This is a genomic window from Streptomyces luomodiensis, from assembly GCF_031679605.1.
Taxonomy (GTDB): Bacteria; Actinomycetota; Actinomycetes; order Streptomycetales; family Streptomycetaceae; genus Streptomyces; species Streptomyces luomodiensis.
This window is the reverse complement of the sequence record NZ_CP117522.1, coordinates 9,595,252-9,612,909: the sequence shown is the minus strand read 5'-3', so window position 1 is coordinate 9,612,909 and position 17,658 is coordinate 9,595,252. Positions and strand designations below refer to the sequence as shown.

Annotated in this window: 13 protein-coding genes and 1 pseudogene; 8 read left to right on the top strand and 6 right to left on the bottom strand. The window is 67.7% G+C overall.

Features of this window, described 5'->3' with window-relative positions; translation table 11 throughout:
• The first annotated feature begins 167 nt into the window (after window positions 1-167).
• Window positions 168-2,444 (top strand): transketolase-like TK C-terminal-containing protein, encoded by a 2,277-nt coding sequence (locus PS467_RS40220; RefSeq protein WP_432280787.1) that lies wholly within the window; start codon window positions 168-170, stop codon window positions 2,442-2,444.
• Between the two features lie 302 nt (window positions 2,445-2,746).
• Here the strand turns inward: PS467_RS40220 and PS467_RS40215 are convergent, their stop codons facing one another.
• The gene (locus PS467_RS40215) at window positions 2,747-3,412 is read right to left on the bottom strand and encodes a maleylpyruvate isomerase family mycothiol-dependent enzyme (RefSeq protein ID WP_311039458.1); all 666 of its coding nucleotides are present in this window, start codon (window positions 3,410-3,412) and stop codon (window positions 2,747-2,749) included.
• Between the two features lie 251 nt (window positions 3,413-3,663).
• A complete protein-coding gene (locus tag PS467_RS40210) occupies window positions 3,664-4,734 on the bottom strand; it encodes an oxidoreductase (protein ID WP_311039457.1) in 1,071 nt (356 codons plus the stop codon).
• Window positions 4,735-5,498: 764 nt separating this feature from the next.
• Here PS467_RS40210 and PS467_RS40205 point away from each other — a divergent pair.
• From PS467_RS40205 to PS467_RS40185, 5 genes and pseudogenes are all read left to right on the top strand, one after another.
• Window positions 5,499-6,695 (top strand): dipeptidase, encoded by a 1,197-nt coding sequence (locus PS467_RS40205; protein ID WP_311039456.1) that lies wholly within the window; start codon window positions 5,499-5,501, stop codon window positions 6,693-6,695.
• Window positions 6,696-6,802: 107 nt separating this feature from the next.
• Entirely contained in the window at window positions 6,803-8,080 is a 1,278-nt protein-coding gene (locus PS467_RS40200; RefSeq protein ID WP_311039455.1) for an MFS transporter, read from the top strand.
• A gap of 39 nt (window positions 8,081-8,119) precedes the next feature.
• Window positions 8,120-8,513: pseudogene (locus PS467_RS40195) on the top strand (transposase); the annotation flags it as partial.
• A 518-nt stretch (window positions 8,514-9,031) separates the two neighbouring features.
• On the top strand, window positions 9,032-10,360 hold the full coding sequence (locus PS467_RS40190) for a cytochrome P450 (RefSeq protein ID WP_311039454.1): 1,329 nt from the start codon (window positions 9,032-9,034) through the stop codon (window positions 10,358-10,360).
• Window positions 10,361-10,399: 39 nt separating this feature from the next.
• Window positions 10,400-11,419: a terpene synthase family protein gene (locus tag PS467_RS40185; RefSeq protein ID WP_311039453.1), complete on the top strand. Its 1,020-nt coding sequence runs from the start codon at window positions 10,400-10,402 to the stop codon at window positions 11,417-11,419.
• Window positions 11,420-11,662: 243 nt separating this feature from the next.
• Here the strand turns inward: PS467_RS40185 and PS467_RS40180 are convergent, their stop codons facing one another.
• The 3 genes from PS467_RS40180 to PS467_RS40170 form a co-directional block, all read right to left on the bottom strand.
• A complete protein-coding gene (locus PS467_RS40180; RefSeq protein WP_311039452.1) occupies window positions 11,663-12,682 on the bottom strand; it encodes an NADPH:quinone reductase in 1,020 nt (339 codons plus the stop codon).
• Between the two features lie 104 nt (window positions 12,683-12,786).
• Entirely contained in the window at window positions 12,787-13,680 is an 894-nt protein-coding gene (locus tag PS467_RS40175; RefSeq protein WP_311039451.1) for an aldo/keto reductase, read from the bottom strand.
• Window positions 13,677-14,234, bottom strand: coding sequence for a TetR/AcrR family transcriptional regulator (locus PS467_RS40170; protein ID WP_311039450.1), 558 nt, complete (start codon window positions 14,232-14,234; stop codon window positions 13,677-13,679). Before PS467_RS40170 ends, PS467_RS40175 begins: the two co-directional genes overlap by 4 nt.
• Before the next feature lie 377 nt (window positions 14,235-14,611).
• On the opposite strand from PS467_RS40170, the gene PS467_RS40165 reads away from it, so the two are divergent.
• Entirely contained in the window at window positions 14,612-15,412 is an 801-nt protein-coding gene (locus PS467_RS40165) for an alpha/beta fold hydrolase (RefSeq protein ID WP_311039449.1), read from the top strand.
• Window positions 15,413-15,455: 43 nt separating this feature from the next.
• Here the strand turns inward: PS467_RS40165 and PS467_RS40160 are convergent, their stop codons facing one another.
• Window positions 15,456-16,271: an IclR family transcriptional regulator gene (locus tag PS467_RS40160; RefSeq protein WP_311039448.1), complete on the bottom strand. Its 816-nt coding sequence runs from the start codon at window positions 16,269-16,271 to the stop codon at window positions 15,456-15,458.
• A 151-nt stretch (window positions 16,272-16,422) separates the two neighbouring features.
• Here PS467_RS40160 and PS467_RS40155 point away from each other — a divergent pair, with 151 nt between their 5' ends.
• Window positions 16,423-17,565, top strand: coding sequence for a CapA family protein (locus tag PS467_RS40155; protein WP_311039447.1), 1,143 nt, complete (start codon window positions 16,423-16,425; stop codon window positions 17,563-17,565).
• The last annotated feature ends 93 nt before the right edge of the window (window positions 17,566-17,658 follow it).

Sequence of the window (17,658 nt, the reverse complement as noted above, 5' to 3'; positions counted from 1 at the left end):
CAGAGGAGCATCTTGTGCAGTCGGAGACTTATCTGTCTACTTGCGGATCACAAAGTCACAGCCCGGGGTCTTGACCCGGGATGCGGAGGTGGTCTGTGGTGGTTCCGAAGGTGGCATCCGTTGACGCTCAGGACAGGGGGCCTGTCCAGCCAGGACAACTCGCGACGCTGGAGGCGGTCGAGCGGCGGGTGCTGTGGCTCTCCACGGCGATCATCGACCATGCCAACCGCGTGCGGCCGAACCCGTCAGGGCTGAAGGTCGGCGGTCACCAGGCGTCCAGCGCCTCGATGACCTCGATCATGACAGCGCTGTGGTTCCACGCGCTGGCCGCCGAGGACCGGGTGTCCGTCAAGCCTCACGCGTCACCCGTTCTGCACGCGATCAACTACCTGCTGGACGAGTTGGACGAGTCCTACCTGACGAGTCTGCGCGCTTTCGGCGGTCTGCAGAGCTATCCCAGCCGGTCCAAGGACCCCGATCCGGTCGACTACTCCACCGGTTCGGTCGGCATCGGCGCCACCGCTCCCCTGTGGGGTGCCCTCGCGCGGCGCTACGTGGAGGGCCACTTCGGCGGCGCCGGCACCGGGCGGCAGTATTCCCTGCTCGGTGACGCGGAGCTGGACGAGGGCGCGATCTGGGAGGCGGTCCAGGACCCGGCGGTGCCGGGCCTGGGCGAGGTGGTGTGGGTCGTGGATCTGAATCGGCAGTCGCTGGACCGTGTCGTGCCCGGAATCGCCGCGGAACGGCTGCGGGACACGTTTGCCGCGGCCGGCTGGCAGGTGCTCAGCCTCAAGTACGGGCACCTGCTGCAGGAGTTGTTCACCCGTCCCGGCGGGGAGTCCCTGCGCGCCCGTATCGACGCCATGGGCAACCCCGAGTACCAGCGGTTGCTGCGCTGCTCCGCCGATCAGCTGCGCGAACGTCTGCCCGGCACCGGCTCCACCGCCGCCCCCATCGCCGGGCTGATCGCGGAACTGGACGATGCCACTCTGCTGGCGGCACTGCGCAACCTGGGCGGCCATGACCTCGGCACGCTGCTCGAGGCGTACGACGCCGTCGACGACACCCGCCCGACCGTGATTTTCGCGTACACGGTCAAAGGCCATCGGCTGCCCACCGAGGGCCATCCGCAGAACCACTCCTCGCTGCTGACCGCCGGTCAGATGCGGGCACTGGCCGACCGCCTCGGGACGGACCTGGACCACCCATGGACAGGTTTCGCCGAGGGTTCGGCGGAAGCGGATCTGTGCGCGGCCGCCGCCCGGCGGCTGCGCCGTCCCCTGCGCGAGCCGCAGGCGCCGCCCACGGTCCCGCCCGACCTTGGCCGCCCGGCACCCAGCGGCACCGGCACCACCCAGCAGGCCCTGGGACGGGTGCTGCTGGACCTCACCCGTCAGGCACCGCAGGCGGCGGGCCGGATCGTCACCGTCAGCCCGGACGTCAGCTCCACCACCAACCTGGGCGGCTGGCTCAACAAGGTGGGCGTGTGGTCGCCCGCTGAACGCACCAACTGGTTCGCGGACGACGCGGAGACGATCCTGCACTGGCGGGAGAAGCCGACCGGGCAGCACGTGGAGCTGGGGATCGCCGAGACGAACCTGGTCGGCCTGCTCGGCGAACTGGGCGCCACCTGGAGCCGCTGGGGCCAGCCGCTGCTGCCGATCGGCGTGGTCTACGACCCCTTCGTCAACAGGGCCCTGGAGCCGTGGTCCTTCGGTATCTACGCCGGCGGCCAGTCGATCCTGGTCGGCACGCCGTCCGGCGTCACCCTCGCACCGGAAGGCGGCGCGCACCAGTCGATCACCACGCCCTCGCTCGGCATCGAACAGCCGGGGTGTGTGGCGTACGAGCCCGCGTTCGCGATCGATACCGAGTGGTGCCTGCTGGCCGCGCTCGGCAACCTCGGCCGGCCGGACGGGAGCTCGGCGTACCTGCGGCTGTCCACCCGTCCCATCGACCAGTCCCTGGCGGCGGTGCCGAGCGACCCGGCTGCCCGCGAACGCCGCCGCCGGCAGGTGGTCGCAGGCGGCTACCGGCTACGGCAGCACGATCAGCCGGCAGTGACACTGGCCGCGATGGGCGCCACGGTTCCCCAGGCCATGGCCGCCGCCGACCGGCTGGCCGCACTCGGTTACGGCGCCGACGTCGTGTGCGTGACCAGTCCGGACCTGCTCTTCCGCGCGCTCCAGGCCCGACGGGGGCTGGCGGCTGCCCCGGCCTGGATCCTCGACCAGATCTTCCCGGCCGAGCGGGCCACTCCCCTGCTCACCGTGCTCGACGGCCACCCGCACACGCTGGCCTTCCTCGCCACGGTCAACAACGTGCCCATCGCCACGCTCGGCGTGACCGGCTTCGGCCAGTCCGGCGGCCTTGAGGACGTCTACCGCTACCACGGCATCGATACCGACAGCATCGTCGCCGCCGGGTTGGACCTCCTCGACTGAAGGGATAGCTCGCGCATGCCCATGGACGAAGGTGACCCCACGGCGGGCGGCGGCGAAAGCCCGTTGTTCGCATAACCCCGAACGACCGCCGGCCGGCCGGGCCCTGTCAGCCATCTCCGGCCGGCGGTCCCTCGTCAGCGCGCGTTGGAAAGCGACGACCGGAGCGTCCGCGTCGTTGCGAGGACTCCACACCTTTACCGGCGACATACCGGTGACCGGGGGTGTCGGGACGCGGTGGAGCCGGGCCCGTACTCGGGCCCGGCTCCACCGGGCGAAGCGTTGGGAGGAACGGCTCCACGCCGTCACACTATTGCGCAGCGGCCGCGGAGGAGCTCAACACCGTCGCCTTCAAGGTCATCGCAGTACGTCGTGCGCCCGGTCATGGCCATCACCAGGGCCAAGCTGGTGCCGGACACGAGCGGTCCGGAACCGGCCGCGAAGGGGCCGTCAGTGGCGACGAGTTGCAGGCCGCCGATGCGTCCCTTGGCGACGACCACGAGGTCCGATCCCCGGTAGTACTCGGCCACCTGCGTGACTGTCTCGATCGGATGGTCACGGCGAATTCCCAGCGGGCGCCGGATGTCTTCCGCGTGCACGATCGTCTCGCCCAGCATGGCCACCGCAGGGAGCGGAGGCTTCGTCGTGCTCGGGACGATGTGCCGGAATCGCTCAAGGGTCTCGGTCGGGGTTGCCCCCAGCTGCTCGGCCAGCCGCATGGCCACCTGCTTGTCGAAGTCGAACCGGCAGCGGATCACACCCGCCAGCCAGCGCGCGGCGTTGAGGCTGGCCCCCGCAGTCAGATGCGCCAGGACCTCGCGTACCGTCAATCCGCCGCACAGCGAAGGTGTCGCCCACTGCTCGTCAGACAGGTCCGCGAGATCGGTCGCCAGCGCCGCTCGCTCATTGCGGATCAGGGGCCAGACCCCGGCCCTCCGGCTGCGGCCTGCTGCCAGTTCGGGATCAGTCATTCGGGAGAGTCTCCTGTCACGAGTAGTGCTCTGCCTCCGCACCCGGACCGGAACAGGTGGGCGTCCGGCAGGGGCGTTCAAGGAGGAGACCCTTACCCCGAAGCAAAATCATCGCCCGCGCGTGAAGTTTCCTCGCACGCCGAACCCGCATCCCGCACGCTGCGGCAACTGTCCGCCGCTTCCAGGGATTCCCGTCCTGGGGTCCTGGAGTCCTGGGGACACGGCGGCGGACTGCGGGCGATGCGCGTACCTCAGAACGCGCGATGGTATTGCTTCGGCCACGACGCACGCGGCTCCGCATCGAGGGCGCGCAGCGCCCAATAGGGGTCGCGCAGCATGGCCCGGCCGACCAGCACCGCGTCCACCAGCTCCGGGATCGCCTGATCGAGGTGGTGCGCCTGCGAAATCATGCCGGACGCCGCCGTGAGGACCCCTGCCGCACGAAAGCGCGGACCGTACTGGGCGTTGTGCAAGGGCTCGGCAACCCGGAGGGCCTCCGGGACCAGCGCCCCGGTCACGAGGTCGATCATGTCAACGCCCGCCTCGCCCATGCGGGTCGCGACCAGGGCCATATCGTCGGCGGTGAGACCGCCCTCCAGCAGATCCGCGGCGGGCAGACGGACGAGGACCGGCTTGTCCTCCGGCCAGCCCGCGCGAACGGCCTTCACCATCTCCAGCGGGAACCGCATCCGCCGCTCCGGGTCGCCTCCCCACTCGTCGGTACGGTGATTGGCCAGCGGCGAGAGGAACTCGTGGAGCATATATCCGTTCGCCCCATGGAGTTCGATGGCCTCATAACCCGCGCGATGGGCGTTGCGGGCGGCCCGCTCGATGTCCTCCAGCACCCGCGTTCCGTCCTTCGTGGTCATCTCGGCCGGAACGGCCAGGCCGGCGAACGGGATCGGGGAAGGCGCAAGCGGCTGCCATCCGCCATCCTCCGGTGGTATCGCGTTCCGGGTCCCGTCATTCGCCCACGGCACGCCGTGCGAGCTCTTGCGACCCGCGACCCCCAGCTGGACCGCCGCCACCGACCCGATAGAGGTGATGGCCTCCGCCAATCGCCGGTGGCCGATCACCTGGTCATCGGTGTACAGCCCGAGGTCCTGTGCCGTGGTGCGCATGTCGGGGGCGACGGCGGTGCATTCGACCATGATCATGCCGACGCCCCCTGCCGCCCGGGACCCGTAGTGGGCAATGTGCCAGTCGGTCGGGGCGCCGGACCTGTCCGCGGAGTACTGGCACATCGGTGAGAGCCACACCCGGTTGGGTACCGACAGCTCCCTGAGACGAATCGGGGTCCAGGCCATGGATGCCGTCGTCATCGGCCATACCTCTCTCCTGCTTCCGGCTGGCATGAGCATGCGCCTACCGTGCCGCCATAGTGAACAGCGTATCGAGATACGGAACGATAGTTTCGGTGCCGCGTCATCGTCAACCGCCGATTGCCGACCCTGACGGCAGGAAGACACAGGAAGACAAGGGGGTCGGGTCGCTCCTCCACGAGCGCACCGTCCAGCGCGAGGCCCCGGTCGATCCGGACAGGGGGCGACGCCCGCCTGGACGAGGTGGCACTGACACCAGGCGGAAGGGCCGGCGCAGCCGCCGCACGGCCTCGGCGGGCAGCCGGACCGCCATCCGCACCGCCTTTCCTCCGGCCGCCTCCGGCCACCTCCGGCCGACGGAGAGTGCCGCGCGATGGTTGACAGAACCGCCACGCTCCGTTCAGATTCGTGTCGGAAAGCAGCACGGTCGTTCCGTATTCCGGAACAACGGGGGTTGCGCCATGAGCGCTGCCTGGACGACTCGGCCCCCTGAGCGACACATCGCACACGCAGAACCTGTCCGGCCGCCGCCGAATCCAGCCCCGCTTCGTGGCCTTGCGGGCATCGCCCGGCGGGTCATCGTCACCGCCGCCGCGGTCACGGCAAGGCCCAGTCGCGTCGCTCCGAGGCTTTGGTGCCGCACGACCCGGGCACTCCACAGGCCTCGCCGCCCTCGCTTCGGCACAGGCCCCTCACACGCGTCCCGCCAGCAGCACGCTGTTCCGCAAGCCGTACGCCCACACTCGCATGGAGGCGAAGTCCCGATGGCAACCAAGCGCTATACCGGTTACCAGTCCTTTTCCTACCTGGAAGCCGGAAAAGACTACACCGAGTTCACCCCCTCGGCCGATGTGGACCGGCTGCCGGAACACGACCTCGGACTGACCGCCGATGAACAGGCACGGGCCGAGCGCCTCCTGACCGAGAACATCGCGGTATCGCTCCACGACCACCCGGTGCGCCTCCCCCTAAGGGCCAGGACGGAACTGCTCCAGTGGAACCGCGAGGCCCGCCTCGCCTACGGCTACGAAGGACTGAGCCGGTCCGGACTGGACGCCGTGTTCGACAACCTCGGCTGGGGCGCCTGCGAGTCCCGGAACGGGTGGAAGTGGGACGACGTCATCACCGACCTGGGAATGCGCTGGTGCGACGTCGCCCACCAGGACTACGTCATCCGCGCCGAGTCGGTCGCCGACATCCGGCGCGCGCACGCCGAAGGCCAACTCGCCGTGGTCGCCGGCCTCGAGGGAGCGGCACTGATCGAGAACGAAATCGACCGGCTCGACGTGCTCCACGGACTGGGCGTCCGGCAGATCGGCATCGCCTACAGCGACGCGAACTCCCTCGGCAGTGGTCTGCGAGAAAAAACGGACGGCGGCCTGACCTCACTCGGACGGCGCGCGGTCCGCCGGATGAACCAACTCGGCATCGCCATCGACCTCTCGCACGCCGGGGACCGGACCGCGCTCGAGGTGATCGAGACCAGCGACAAACCCGTACTGATCACGCACGCCGGGGCACGGGGTCTGTGGAACACCGCCCGGATGAAACCCGACGAGGTCATCCGCGCCTGCGCGGAAACAGGCGGCATGATCGGCATCGAAGCGGCCCCCTACACCACCGTCAGCCCGCAGCACCGCCGCCACACCATCGAGTCCGTGATGGATCACTTCCGCTACTGCGTCGACCTGGTCGGCATCGAGCACGTCGGATTCGGTCCGGACACCTTCTTCGGAGACCACCTGGACCTGCACCACGTGATGAGTCAGAAGTGGGGAGTCACCGACACCATCCGATCCGGCCCCGAATTCGAGACCATCGAATCCGTAGCCGGGCTGGAAAACCCCGGTGAATGCTTCCGCAACATCACTCGCTGGCTCGTCAAGCACGGATATTCGGACGAGGACATCTCCGCGGTCATCGGCGGCAACGCACTGCGGGTGCTCGAGAACATCTGGTGAAGCGCTGACCCACGCAGCACCACACGCCAGGAGCATCCGCACACCTTCCCATCCTTCTCTCACGGAGCAACGGAGCAGTGGTGCAAAAGAAAATTCTCGGCGCCGCTATGATCGGGCACGCCGTCGAGTCCTACGACTTCGTCATCTATGGCTCCTCAGCGACCATCATCGCCCAACACTTCTTCCCCGACGACAACCCGACCCTGGCGATCCTGTCGGCCCTGGCCGTCTACGGCATCGCCTTCGTGGTCCGCCCTGTCGGCGCCGCCGTCTTCGGCAGCATCGGCGACCGTCTTGGCCGACGCACCGCGCTGTCCACCGTGGTACTGATCATGGCTGTCTCGACGGCCGCGATCGCGCTGCTGCCCGGTTACACCACAGCCGGGATCGCCGCCCCACTGCTGCTGCTGTGCTGCCGGCTCGCCCAAGGGATATCCATGGGAGCCGAATACACCAGCGCGGCGTCCTACGTCATGGAACAAGCCCCTGCGAACAGGCGCGGACTGTGGATCAGCGCCGTAGGCAGCGCCTCCTTCATCGGCTCCGCATTCGCCGCCTTCGCGCTCCTCGCCCTCCACTCGGCATCACCACACGCCTATACGGAATGGACCTGGCGGATCGCCTTCCTCTTCGGAGGACTCATGGCCCTGGTCGGCCTCTACATGCGCCTCAGCCTCGAGGAGACCAGCACCTTCCGGAACCTGGAAGCCCACGGCGAAACCTCGGCCAGCCCGGTCAGGGACTCCTTCCGCAACTGGCGGCTCTTCCTCGTCCTGTTCACCGTCTTCGCCCTCCTCGCCGTCGTCGTCCACAACCTCCTGGGCTACCTGCCCACCTACCTCATCACCACCGGCGGCCTCCCCGAAGTCACCGTACTCGTCGCAGGCGGCACCGCTCTCCTCCTGTGTACCGGCCTGTGCATCCTCACCGGCGCCCTCACCGACCGCATCGGACGCAAGCCAGTACTGATCACCGGAGTGGTCATCGCAGCCGCGGGCTCCGTACCCGCCTACATCCTCGCCGGCGGCGGAGGACTTCTCACCACACTGGCCGCGGAAACCCTGCTCATCATCCCCGCCGCCCTCATCGGCATGCCGGCGACCATCATGGCCGTGGAACTCGTCCCACCCCACATCCGCACCACCAGCACAGCACTCGCCTACAACGCCGCCTACGCCGTATTCGGCGGCACCGCCCCACTCCTCGGCGCCCTCCTCACCCAACATTTCGGACACCTGGCACCCGGCACCTACATCACAGCCCTCGCAGCCATCGCACTCATCATCATCACCACCGCACTGCCCGAAACCCACAACCACACGACAACCACATCCCAGCCCCACGCACACGACCGCAAACCCACCAGCCTCCGACCCACCCCCTAATAGGTTCGGGAGCATGTTGGGTGTGCGGATGCCCATGAAGTGAACCGTGTCCGGGCGGCGTTGGCGTTGTTCGTGGCGGATGTGTTCGCCTCGGTGCCGCGGAAGGATCAGCGGGCCACTGCTATCTGCGGGGACGGTTGCCGGACGGCAACGAGCGGAACGTGCAGCAGTTCGTGAACCAGTCCACGTGGGACCCGGTGCCTGTGCGGCGGCGGATCTGCGAGCGGATGCCGCCGCTCATCGGTCCGACAGCGTGGTGATCGATGACGTGTCGGTGCCCATGGACGGACGGATGTCGGTCGGGGTGGCCCCGCAGTACTGCGGGGCACTGGGGAAACGAGCGAACTGCCTCCCGCCCAAGGTCGGGCACCGGGAGAAGTGGCGGCTGGCGGTGGACATGCTCGACACGCTCGCCGCCTGGGGCATGACGCCGCTCCGCCGTAAGTCCCCCGCCCGAACCGGCGGCCGATACGCACGAGCAGTTCTTCCAGTTCCGCCGTCCAGACATTGAGCCGCACATCGTCTTGCATGGCAAGCACAACGGTCCGCCGCGGGATACGCGATGGAGCATTTCGCGGACCGCTCAACAGCCGCACCGCTCGAACAGTGCCAGCGCCAGGAGAAGTACACCACAGGCTGCTCGCACGTTCCGTTGCGTCGTTCAACCCCTTGACACGTCGCCGCCAGGCCGAAGTCAACGGTGTTGCAGCTGAGGATAAACCTGATGCGAAGTCAGAATAACTGCAGGTCAGATAGCTTGACAAGGCGCCACCTCTCGCTACGCTTGCGGGTACTAACGTCCGTATAAATCCGGCCACTTGGCCGGATCCGGAGTACAACGCCAGCACCTCCTACACCGCGCCGATCCCTTTGGCGAAGACTGAGTCCGCAAAGGCCGCCCCCCAGCCACGGTTGAGTGCATCCATTCAGGATGTTCGCAAGGAGTGTCTTATGGCCACCACAATTCCTCAAGCGCCCGGCGCGATACCGCTGATCGGCAACAGCGTGCAGTTGCTGCGAGACCCGATTGAGTTCCTGAAATCGTTGCCCGCCAGTGAGGACTTGGTTCAGATCCGGATCGGTCCGATGAAGGCGATCGTGCTGCTGGACCGTGAACTGACGCAGGAAGTTCTTCGCGACGACCGCACCTTCGACAAAGGTGGACCTTTCTTCGACCGCCTCCGGGAAATAATGGGCAACGGTCTGGGCACCTCCCCGCGCGATGTGCATCGGCGGCAGCGCCGCATGATCCAACCGGCCTTCCACACCTCCCGCATGCCCGGTTATGCGAATATCATGGGGGAGCAGATTGCTGCGGTAACCGGGTCCTGGCGCGACGGACAGGTCATCGACGGCTACTCGGAAATGCTGACCATCACGGCAAAGGTCGTTCTGGCCACGATGTTCTCGGACTCGATGTCGCCTGACCTGGTCAGGGAAACGACCGAGAATTTCGTCACGATCGTCAGAACCATGTACAAGCGCATGATCATGCCGCCGCCGTTGGACAAGCTCCCTCTTCCCGACAAACGCCGCTACGACGCGTGCCGTGCCTTCGTCAAGGACACTGTCAACAGCATCGTTGCCGAGCGGCGGGCCAGCGGTGAGGATCGTGGCGATTTGCTCTCCGTGCTGCTGAGTGAACGCGACGACGCGGGCGAGGGCCTGACCGGGAGTGAAATCCACGATCATCTGTGCACGTTTTTCTTGGCCGGCGTGATGACGACTGCCAGCGCTCTGTCCTGGACGCTGCACCTCCTGACACAACATCGTGATGTGCAGAGCCAGTTGCAGGCCGAAATGAATGCCGTCCTCAAGGGCGCCGACCCCACCTTCGAGGACTTGCGGAGCCTGGATGTCACCAAACGCGTTATCGCTGAATCGCTCCGCCTGTGGTCACCCGGTTGGTTTGTCACCAGGGTGAGCACAACCGAGAGCGTGCTCGCCGGGCACACCATTCCGGCAGGCACCACAATCATCTACAGCCCCTACATGATCCACCGGGACGGCGACGTATATCCCGATCCGGAAAGTTACGATCCCGACCGCTGGCTGCCCGAGCGCGCCGCCGATGTTCCCCGCAACGCGCACATTCCCTTCGGTGAGGGCCCACGCAAATGCATCGCCGATATTTTCAGCCTCACCCAGTCGTCCCTGGTGATCTCCAGTATCGCCGCCAAATGGGATCTGGAGCCGGCTTCCAGCGAACCGGTCCGTCCCGCCCTCGGCGCCGTTCTTGCTCCGCGCGGGCTGCGAATACGCGTCACCTCCCGGGCATGAAGATGTCGGGAAGACCACCGAAGTGCTCGGAGGAGTGACGTGCGATTCGAGATCCCCACTCGCTTTCCCGTTCCCTTCACACCTCTCCTGAATCCCTACACCGGTCGCGTGTCACAGCGCTTCTGGGAATGGATTGAAAACCGGACGCTCGCTCCGAACGACCGCGCCCGCGAACGCCTCAGACGCAGCGGCATAGAACTTGCCTCCTGCTGGTGCTGGCCGTGGGCGGACCAGGAGCAGCTTTTGGAGGGCATGAAGTGGATGTTCTTCTTCTTCCGGTTCGACGACCAGATGGAAGAGGGAGCGGCCCAACGGGACTTCGTCCGTGTCAACCGCGCGGTCGAAGAAATCACAGGCATCATGCACAACCAGCGCGAAGCCGGCGACAGCGCACTTTCCCAAGAACTGCACCGCACCTGGCTGCACACCCAGGAAGGCCGTCCGTCGGACTGGGTGGACACCTTCCGCCGCCACTACTGTGACCTCGTCCGCTCTTACGCAGACCAGTCGCGCTTCAACTACGCACCCGGTCAGGGTCAGGTGATGCCGCTGGCTGAGTATGAATCCTTCCGTGAGATCACATACGGCATGGAGTGGGTCTATGACTTCATGGAAATGGTCAACTCCTCCGGCACCTACCTGCCGGAGGCGGTGCGTCGGAGCATCCCGATGCGTACCCTGCGCTGGTCCTCCACCCTTCAGCAGGCACTCCTCAACGACGTTTTCTCCGCTGCCCGCGAAGATCACCAGGAGCGCCAGGTCAACAGCGTCGTGATCTACCAGCAGGAAAAGGGCTGCAGCGCCCAGGAAGCAGTTGGGTCAGTGCTGGAACGTATGGCGGAACTCGTCACCATCTACAAGGATGCCTGCGAGAGCCTGCGCGCCGAGCTTCGTGGCTCGGGCACCCGGCCAGAGATCGTATCAGCCGTGGAGAGATTCATCACCAACATGGACGCCGTTATAGGCGCCAATCACGACTGGCATCACATCGTCATGCGCTACGCAACCGACGACGTCTCCAGCGGAGAGGGGGCGTACTGCTACCCCGATGACCTGTGACTCGGGACGTCCCTACAGGCGGCGCGGATGCGAGGGCGTGGTCTGGAAACGAGCCCGAGCGACAACATCATGCGAGACGGCGAGGTTTCGGCGTCTCACCCGACTTTGTCTCTCCGCAGATCATGGCACTGCGCGGCGGCAAGATCGAATGAGACCGGAGAGTCGGGGTGACGCCGCCCGCCCGGCCCGCCCCATGCCGGGCTCCCCGGGGCGGCCGGAGGGCGCGCGGTGGCCAACTGGACGTCAGGCGGTGACGTCCACCAGGACTTTGCCGACCGCGTGGCTCTCGACCGCTCGGTGCGCGTCGGCGGTGCGGTCGAGGGGAAAGCGGATCAGCGGCAGGCCGTGCTTCTCGCCGACCGGCAGCGCGCCGTCGCGTACTGCGGTGGCGACGTCCTGGACGGCCGCGGTGCGTGCCTCCGGACCGGCCGTGTAGAGCACCAGGAACTGGAAGCGTGTGTTCAGCACCATGTTCTGCAGCACGTTCAGTTCGACCGGCTTGCCACCGTCGTTGGCGTAGGTCGAGATCGTGCCGCGGGTTCGCAGCACGGCCAGGTCCAGTGCGAGGTTCGTGCCCAGGGCCACCTCGGCGACGATGTCGACGCCGTCCGGGGCGATCTTGCGGACCTCGGCGGCCGGGTCGCCCTCGCGGTAGTTGATCACGTAGTGGGCCCCGGCGGCGGTGGCCAGCCGGGCTTTCTCCGGGCTGCTGATCGTGCTGATCACGGTGGCGCCGGCCCATCGGGCGAGCTGGATCACCGCGTGCCCGACCGCTCCGGCCCCGCCCGCGGCGAGCACCACCTTCCCGTCGAGTGCCCCGGGCCGCAGCCGACGCGGGCCGTCCTCGGCGACGGTGAGCGCGCGGTGCGCGGTCAGCGCGGGGACTCCGAGTGCGGCGCCGACGTCGAAGCCGGCCTCGTCGGGCAGCGGCACGGCCTGTTCGGCGGGCACGACGGTGAACTCGGCGGCGGTGCCGGTGGGCCGCCCGGCGGCGGCCATGAACAGCCAGACCCGCTGACCGACCCGGCTCTGGGCGACACCCTCACCGACGGCGTCGATCGTGCCGGCGCCGTCGAGGTGCGGGGTGACCTCGGAGAAGTGCTTGGGGTGGCCGGCGCCGGAGCGTGCCTGCCAGTCGGTCGGGTTGACCCCGGACACGGCGACCCGGACGCGAACCTCGCCGGGGCCGGGCGCCGGCAGGTCACGGTCGACGAACTGCAGAACGTCGGGGGCGCCGTTGTCGCGGTAGATGATGGCCTTCATGATCCGTCCTTGGAGCCTGATAGGGGGTTTCCCGGTGTGGCCTGGCGGTTCGGCAGGGTGTCCGGCGTGTGGTGCGGTCGCGACCCGGGCCGCGTTGGTTCCGGTCAGCCGATGGGGACGTCGTTGGAGCGGGACTCGATGCCATCGAGGGTGGCGAGGGTCGCGGCGTCGAGCGCGATCTCGCTGACCGCGATGTTGGCCTCCAGGTGGGCGGCGTTGGCGGTGCCGGGGATGAGCAGCACGTTCGGGGCGTGGTGCAGCAGCCAGGCGAGGCCGACCTGGGAGGGCGTGGCGCCCAGGGACTCGGCCACGGCGTGCACCGCCGGCTCGTCGGTCGCTTTGGGCAGGCCGGGGAAGGCCCCGCCGAGCGGGAAGAACGGCACCCAGGCGATGCCCTCGGCCGCGCACAGCTGCAGCATCTCCTCGTCCTCGCGGGAGACGAGACTGTAGGCGTTCTGCACGCAGACGACGCCGGCGGGCAGGGCACGGCGCAGGCCGTCGAGGGTGACGCTGCTCAGGCCGATCGCGCCGATCTTGCCCTCGTCGCGCAAGGCGGTCATCACCGCGAGCTGGTCGTCGAGGTCGACGACCTGATCGCCCTCGGGACGCAGCCCGGGGCCGGTGTCCAGACGGCGGAGGTTGACGACCGCGAGCCGGTCGACGCCGAGGCTGCGCAGGTTGTCCTCGACGCTGGCGCGCAGCTGCTCGGGCCGCTGCGCCAAACGCAGCGGCAGGCGCCCGCCCGGGTTGGGGTCAGCCCCCACCTTCGTAACGACCAGGACGTCGTCCTCGGGGCGAAGTGCCTCGCGGATCACGGCGTTGGCGAAACCGAAGCCGTAGAACTCGGCGGTGTCCACATGGTCGACACCCAGCTCGACCGCGCGGCGCAGCAGCGCGACGGCCTCGCCGCGGCGGTCGTGCAGCCGCTCGAGCTGCAATGCGCCGTAGCCGATCCGGAAAACGGTGCGGGCGGCGAACGAAGCGGTCGTGGTGGTCATGACGCTGTCTCCTCGGTCGGTGTTCGCAAGGCGGTGTACAGCAGTTCGGCCTGGTAGAGCGCCATGACCCGGTGGGCGATCGGAGTGGCGCGCTCCCGGGCTTGGGGCGGCTGATGGCGCTCCACCTTGACGAGCCAGGCCGTGACGCAGTCGTGCAGCATCGCGCGCATCCGGTCCGTCATGTCGACGACGATGTCGCGGATGGCCGGGTCGGTGGTCGCCTCACCCCAGGTCTGCACGCCGACCCGGGCCTCGGCCGGGTCGATCGCGGCGATCAGGCGGGCGAGCAGTTCGTCGGGGCTGGGTGGGGCGTCGGCCGCGGCGTACTCGCCGAGGACATCGGCGCGCTTGGCGAGCACCTCGCGGGCGGCGGCCCGGACCAGGTCGGCCTTGTTGCGGTAGTGCGCATAGATCGAGCCGGCCGAGAGGCCGGACTCGGCGGTGATGTCGGCGATCGAGGTCCGCTCCAGGCCGTTGCGGCTGAAGCAGCGGACGGCGGCCTCGGCGATCTGAGTACGCCGAAGTTCCTTGCGTGCGTCGGTGAGCCGAGGCACCACACCTCCCACAAAAAGAATCGCTGTTCTGCTTACGGGAGACATTAGCAGATTCACGGTTTTGTTTGTGGTGGGTGCGTGTCGTACGAGCAGGCCCGGTCATGGCAACCGGGCCTGCTCGCGATGGGTCTGTCATCCTCGGCCTTGCCGAGCTTGGCCGGCTTCAGCTTCCCGTGGCACGTCGACCGCCGCGGCAACCTTCTTCGCGGCCTTGCGCGGCTGCGGAAGGGCCACCCGCCCGGTCATGGAGCCGGACTGGCGACGAGCCGTGCGCCATCGGTGGTTGGTGCCGCTCCGGGCGGTCAGCCTGGGCGGCCAGGCCCACATGGATCATAATGCGATCTGTTGGATCACATTGCGGTACAGAGGAGCCTGCTATGTCGAAGGTACGTGGGAGCACGACGACGCGCGCAGTCCAGCGTTCGAGCCATACGACGATCCGGTACACGATCAGCGGTCCGGCCGACGGGCCGGTGGTGGTCTTCGTGCACGGCTGGGGATGCGACCGTGACGACTTCGGCGAGGTGACCGCCTTCCTCCCCGAGCACTACCGGGTCCTTGCGGTCGATCTTGCCGAGCACGGTGAGTCGCGGTCCACACGAGACGTCTGGACGATGGAGGAGTTCGCCCGGGACGTGGCGGCGGTGTTGGAGGCCGAGCGGGTGGACACCTGTGTCGTGGTCGGGCACTCGCTCGGCGGAGCGGTGGCCGTTGAAGTCGGCCGGCTCCTGCCCGATGTGGTCTCGCACGTGGTCGCGCTCGACGCCTTGCACTATCTCTCCCTGTTTCCCGCGCAGGACGAGAGCCAGGTCCAGGCGATGCTGCGGTCTTTCAGCGAAGACTTCCCCGCGGGCGTACGGGGCATGGTCGAGGCGGGTTCACCGGCCGGCACCGATCCGGGGGTGAAGGACGCGTACTTCGAGAAGATGGTGTCCGTGCGGCAGCCCGCGGGCTTGCGATCACTCGAGGGCCTGGTGCGCTGGCGCATGGATGACGTGCTGCGCGAGGTAAAGCAGCCGATCACCTTGTTCGCGGTGCGCGAGATCCTCACACAGGAGGCAATCGACCGCTACGGTGACCGCATCCGCATCGTGCCCGTCGACTTGGGCAGTCATCACTTTCACCGCGAGTCGCCTGCCGGCACGGCTGAGCTCGTGGCCCGAGTGGTAGCCGGATAGGACCACCACCGGACCACCCCGCTCGTGACCGCCGCCGGGGCTGTCAGGCGGATGAGATCAGCCGGCTGATCTCATCCGCTGCCGCGATGACCAAGTGCGCCAGGTCCTTCTCGCGTGCGCTGTCATAGCGGATCTCCGGCATGGAGAGCGTGAGCGCTGCGATGGGTTGCTCGGCCGCGTTCGTGACAACCGCGGCGATCGAGGAGACGTGCGGGCGGTACCACGACGACGAGACGTTGAGCGCGTACCCGCGTTCGGCGGTCCGGGCGATCTCCTGCCGGAGCTCATCGGAGTCCGGCATGGGGAACTCCGCGAACTCCTCAAGTTCGCGCCGCAGCAGTTGATCGACCTCGGCGGCCTCGAGGTACGCCATGATCGCGACTCCCCCCGAGGTGGCTTGCAGGGGCAGGCGCGTGCCGATGTCGAGAAACACCCGAACGACGTGCGTGCTGTCTTCTCTCGCGACGACGACGTAATCCTCACCGTCGCGGAGGCCGAGGTGGACGGTCTCGTCCGTCTCTGCCGCGAGACGCTTGATAACGGGCCCCGCCACCTCTCGGAGATCCTGTTCTCCGGCGCCCCGCAATCCGAGGGTGAGAGCTTTCATCGTCACACCCCACCGCGCATGCTCGGGGTCGACGACTCGTAGCCAGCCGGCCTGCTGGAGTGTCACCAGGCATCGCTGCGCCGAGCTTTTCGGGATGTTCGTCACGCGGGACAGTTCCGAGACGCCGATCGGCTGCCGCAGGGCGACTTCTTCGAAGACGCGGAGTGTGCTCAGCACGCTGTTCATCGATCGGACGCCGGTGCTCCGCTTGTCTTGGCCGGAGGCGTCCTTGTCGCCCTCTTCTATGCGCATAAGGCAAAGACCTTATCACCTGGTGTGAACCCCATTTCGGCGCGAGCCACCCCGGCGCCGCACCTGCCCGATCGACACCTTCGCGCTTTACGGACACCACAGAGCTGGATTACATTGCGGTACGTCGTGTCGCAAAGCGAAACGGAGCACCATGGATCTCACCGTCGTCGGAGATGTCGTCGTCTCCGGGGTGCCGCGGCGCCCGACCCGGGACCCCGCCCGACCCGGCGACTCGGCCTTCGGGCTGCTCCAGGGCGGTGATCTGACGATCGGCAACCTGGAGGTACCGCTCACCGCGTCCGGGGAGCGTGCCGAGAAACTGGTCACGATGCGTGCTCCGACGTCGGGCGCGGCAGAACTGGCGGCTCTCGGGTTCGATGTCATGTCCCTGGCCATGAACCACGCGATGGACTATGGCGCCGAGGGCATGCGTGACACGGTGCGGGCGCTGGATGCCGCGGGAGTCCTGCACGCCGGCTTCGGCGAATCGATCTTTGAGGCGACTCGTCCCCGTGTGGTACCTCTCAGTGAGAGCAGCCTGGCCTTTTTCAGCTTCTGCTGCGCGCTCCCCCTGGGCGCCGACGCCACCGCCGACCGGGCGGGCATCGCAGCGATCCGGGTACGCCAGAGCTTCGAGTTCGACAGCGGTTTCCTGGAGGAGACACCCGGCACGCCTCCCTTCGTGCACTCCAGCGCGCACGAGCCGGACGTTCAGCGGGCCGAGGCCCTGATCCACGAGGCCAAGAAGCGCAACGACTTCGTGGCCGTCGCGCTGCACTGGGGCGTGCCGTTCTGCTACCTGCCGACAGCGCAAGGGCCGCTGGCGCGGTACCAGCAGCCCTTGGCACGGCGTTTGATCCACGCCGGGGCGGACCTCATCATTGGGCACCACCCGCACTGCCTCCACCCGGTCGAGTTCTACGAACACGGCCTGATCCTCTATTCGACGGGGAACTTCGTCTTCGACTGGTGCGACGGGTGGAATCCGGATTCGATGGTCGCGAAGGAAGACGCTCATCCCTCCGCTCCGTATCAGCCGGCCTTGCTGAAGGGGCCTTGGTACGAGAGTGCGGTATTCCGTGTGCGGCTGGGAGGGTCCGACGGGCCCGAGCTCCGCCTGGACCCCATCGAACTGGACGCGGACAGTCAGCCGGTCATTCCGAGGCCCGAGGCGGCGGCCTCGATCCTCGCCCGGTTCGCTGAGGCATCGAGGGAGTTGGATCCGTCCATCGTGGTGGCCGAAGACGGGCGCGTACGACGCCGGGTGGCCGCCGAGCCGGACGCCGATGCCTAGACGTACTGCCCAGCGGAGTGCCTCTCGTACCACTGGCGAATGCCCAGGTCGTCGACCACGTGCGGCTTCGACGGAGCAAGCGGCAACATCCAC

Coding starts and splice junctions, on each gene's coding strand:
- PS467_RS40215 (WP_311039458.1), bottom strand. CDS start 3,412: ATGACTGATCCCGAACTGGCAGCAGGCCGCAGCCGGAGGGCCGGGGTC.
- PS467_RS40210 (WP_311039457.1), bottom strand. CDS start 4,734: ATGACGACGGCATCCATGGCCTGGACCCCGATTCGTCTCAGGGAGCTG.
- PS467_RS40205 (WP_311039456.1), top strand. CDS start 5,499: ATGGCAACCAAGCGCTATACCGGTTACCAGTCCTTTTCCTACCTGGAA.
- PS467_RS40200 (WP_311039455.1), top strand. CDS start 6,803: ATGATCGGGCACGCCGTCGAGTCCTACGACTTCGTCATCTATGGCTCC.
- PS467_RS40190 (WP_311039454.1), top strand. CDS start 9,032: ATGGCCACCACAATTCCTCAAGCGCCCGGCGCGATACCGCTGATCGGC.
- PS467_RS40180 (WP_311039452.1), bottom strand. CDS start 12,682: ATGAAGGCCATCATCTACCGCGACAACGGCGCCCCCGACGTTCTGCAG.
- PS467_RS40175 (WP_311039451.1), bottom strand. CDS start 13,680: ATGACCACCACGACCGCTTCGTTCGCCGCCCGCACCGTTTTCCGGATC.
- PS467_RS40165 (WP_311039449.1), top strand. CDS start 14,612: ATGTCGAAGGTACGTGGGAGCACGACGACGCGCGCAGTCCAGCGTTCG.
- PS467_RS40160 (WP_311039448.1), bottom strand. CDS start 16,271: ATGCGCATAGAAGAGGGCGACAAGGACGCCTCCGGCCAAGACAAGCGG.
- PS467_RS40155 (WP_311039447.1), top strand. CDS start 16,423: ATGGATCTCACCGTCGTCGGAGATGTCGTCGTCTCCGGGGTGCCGCGG.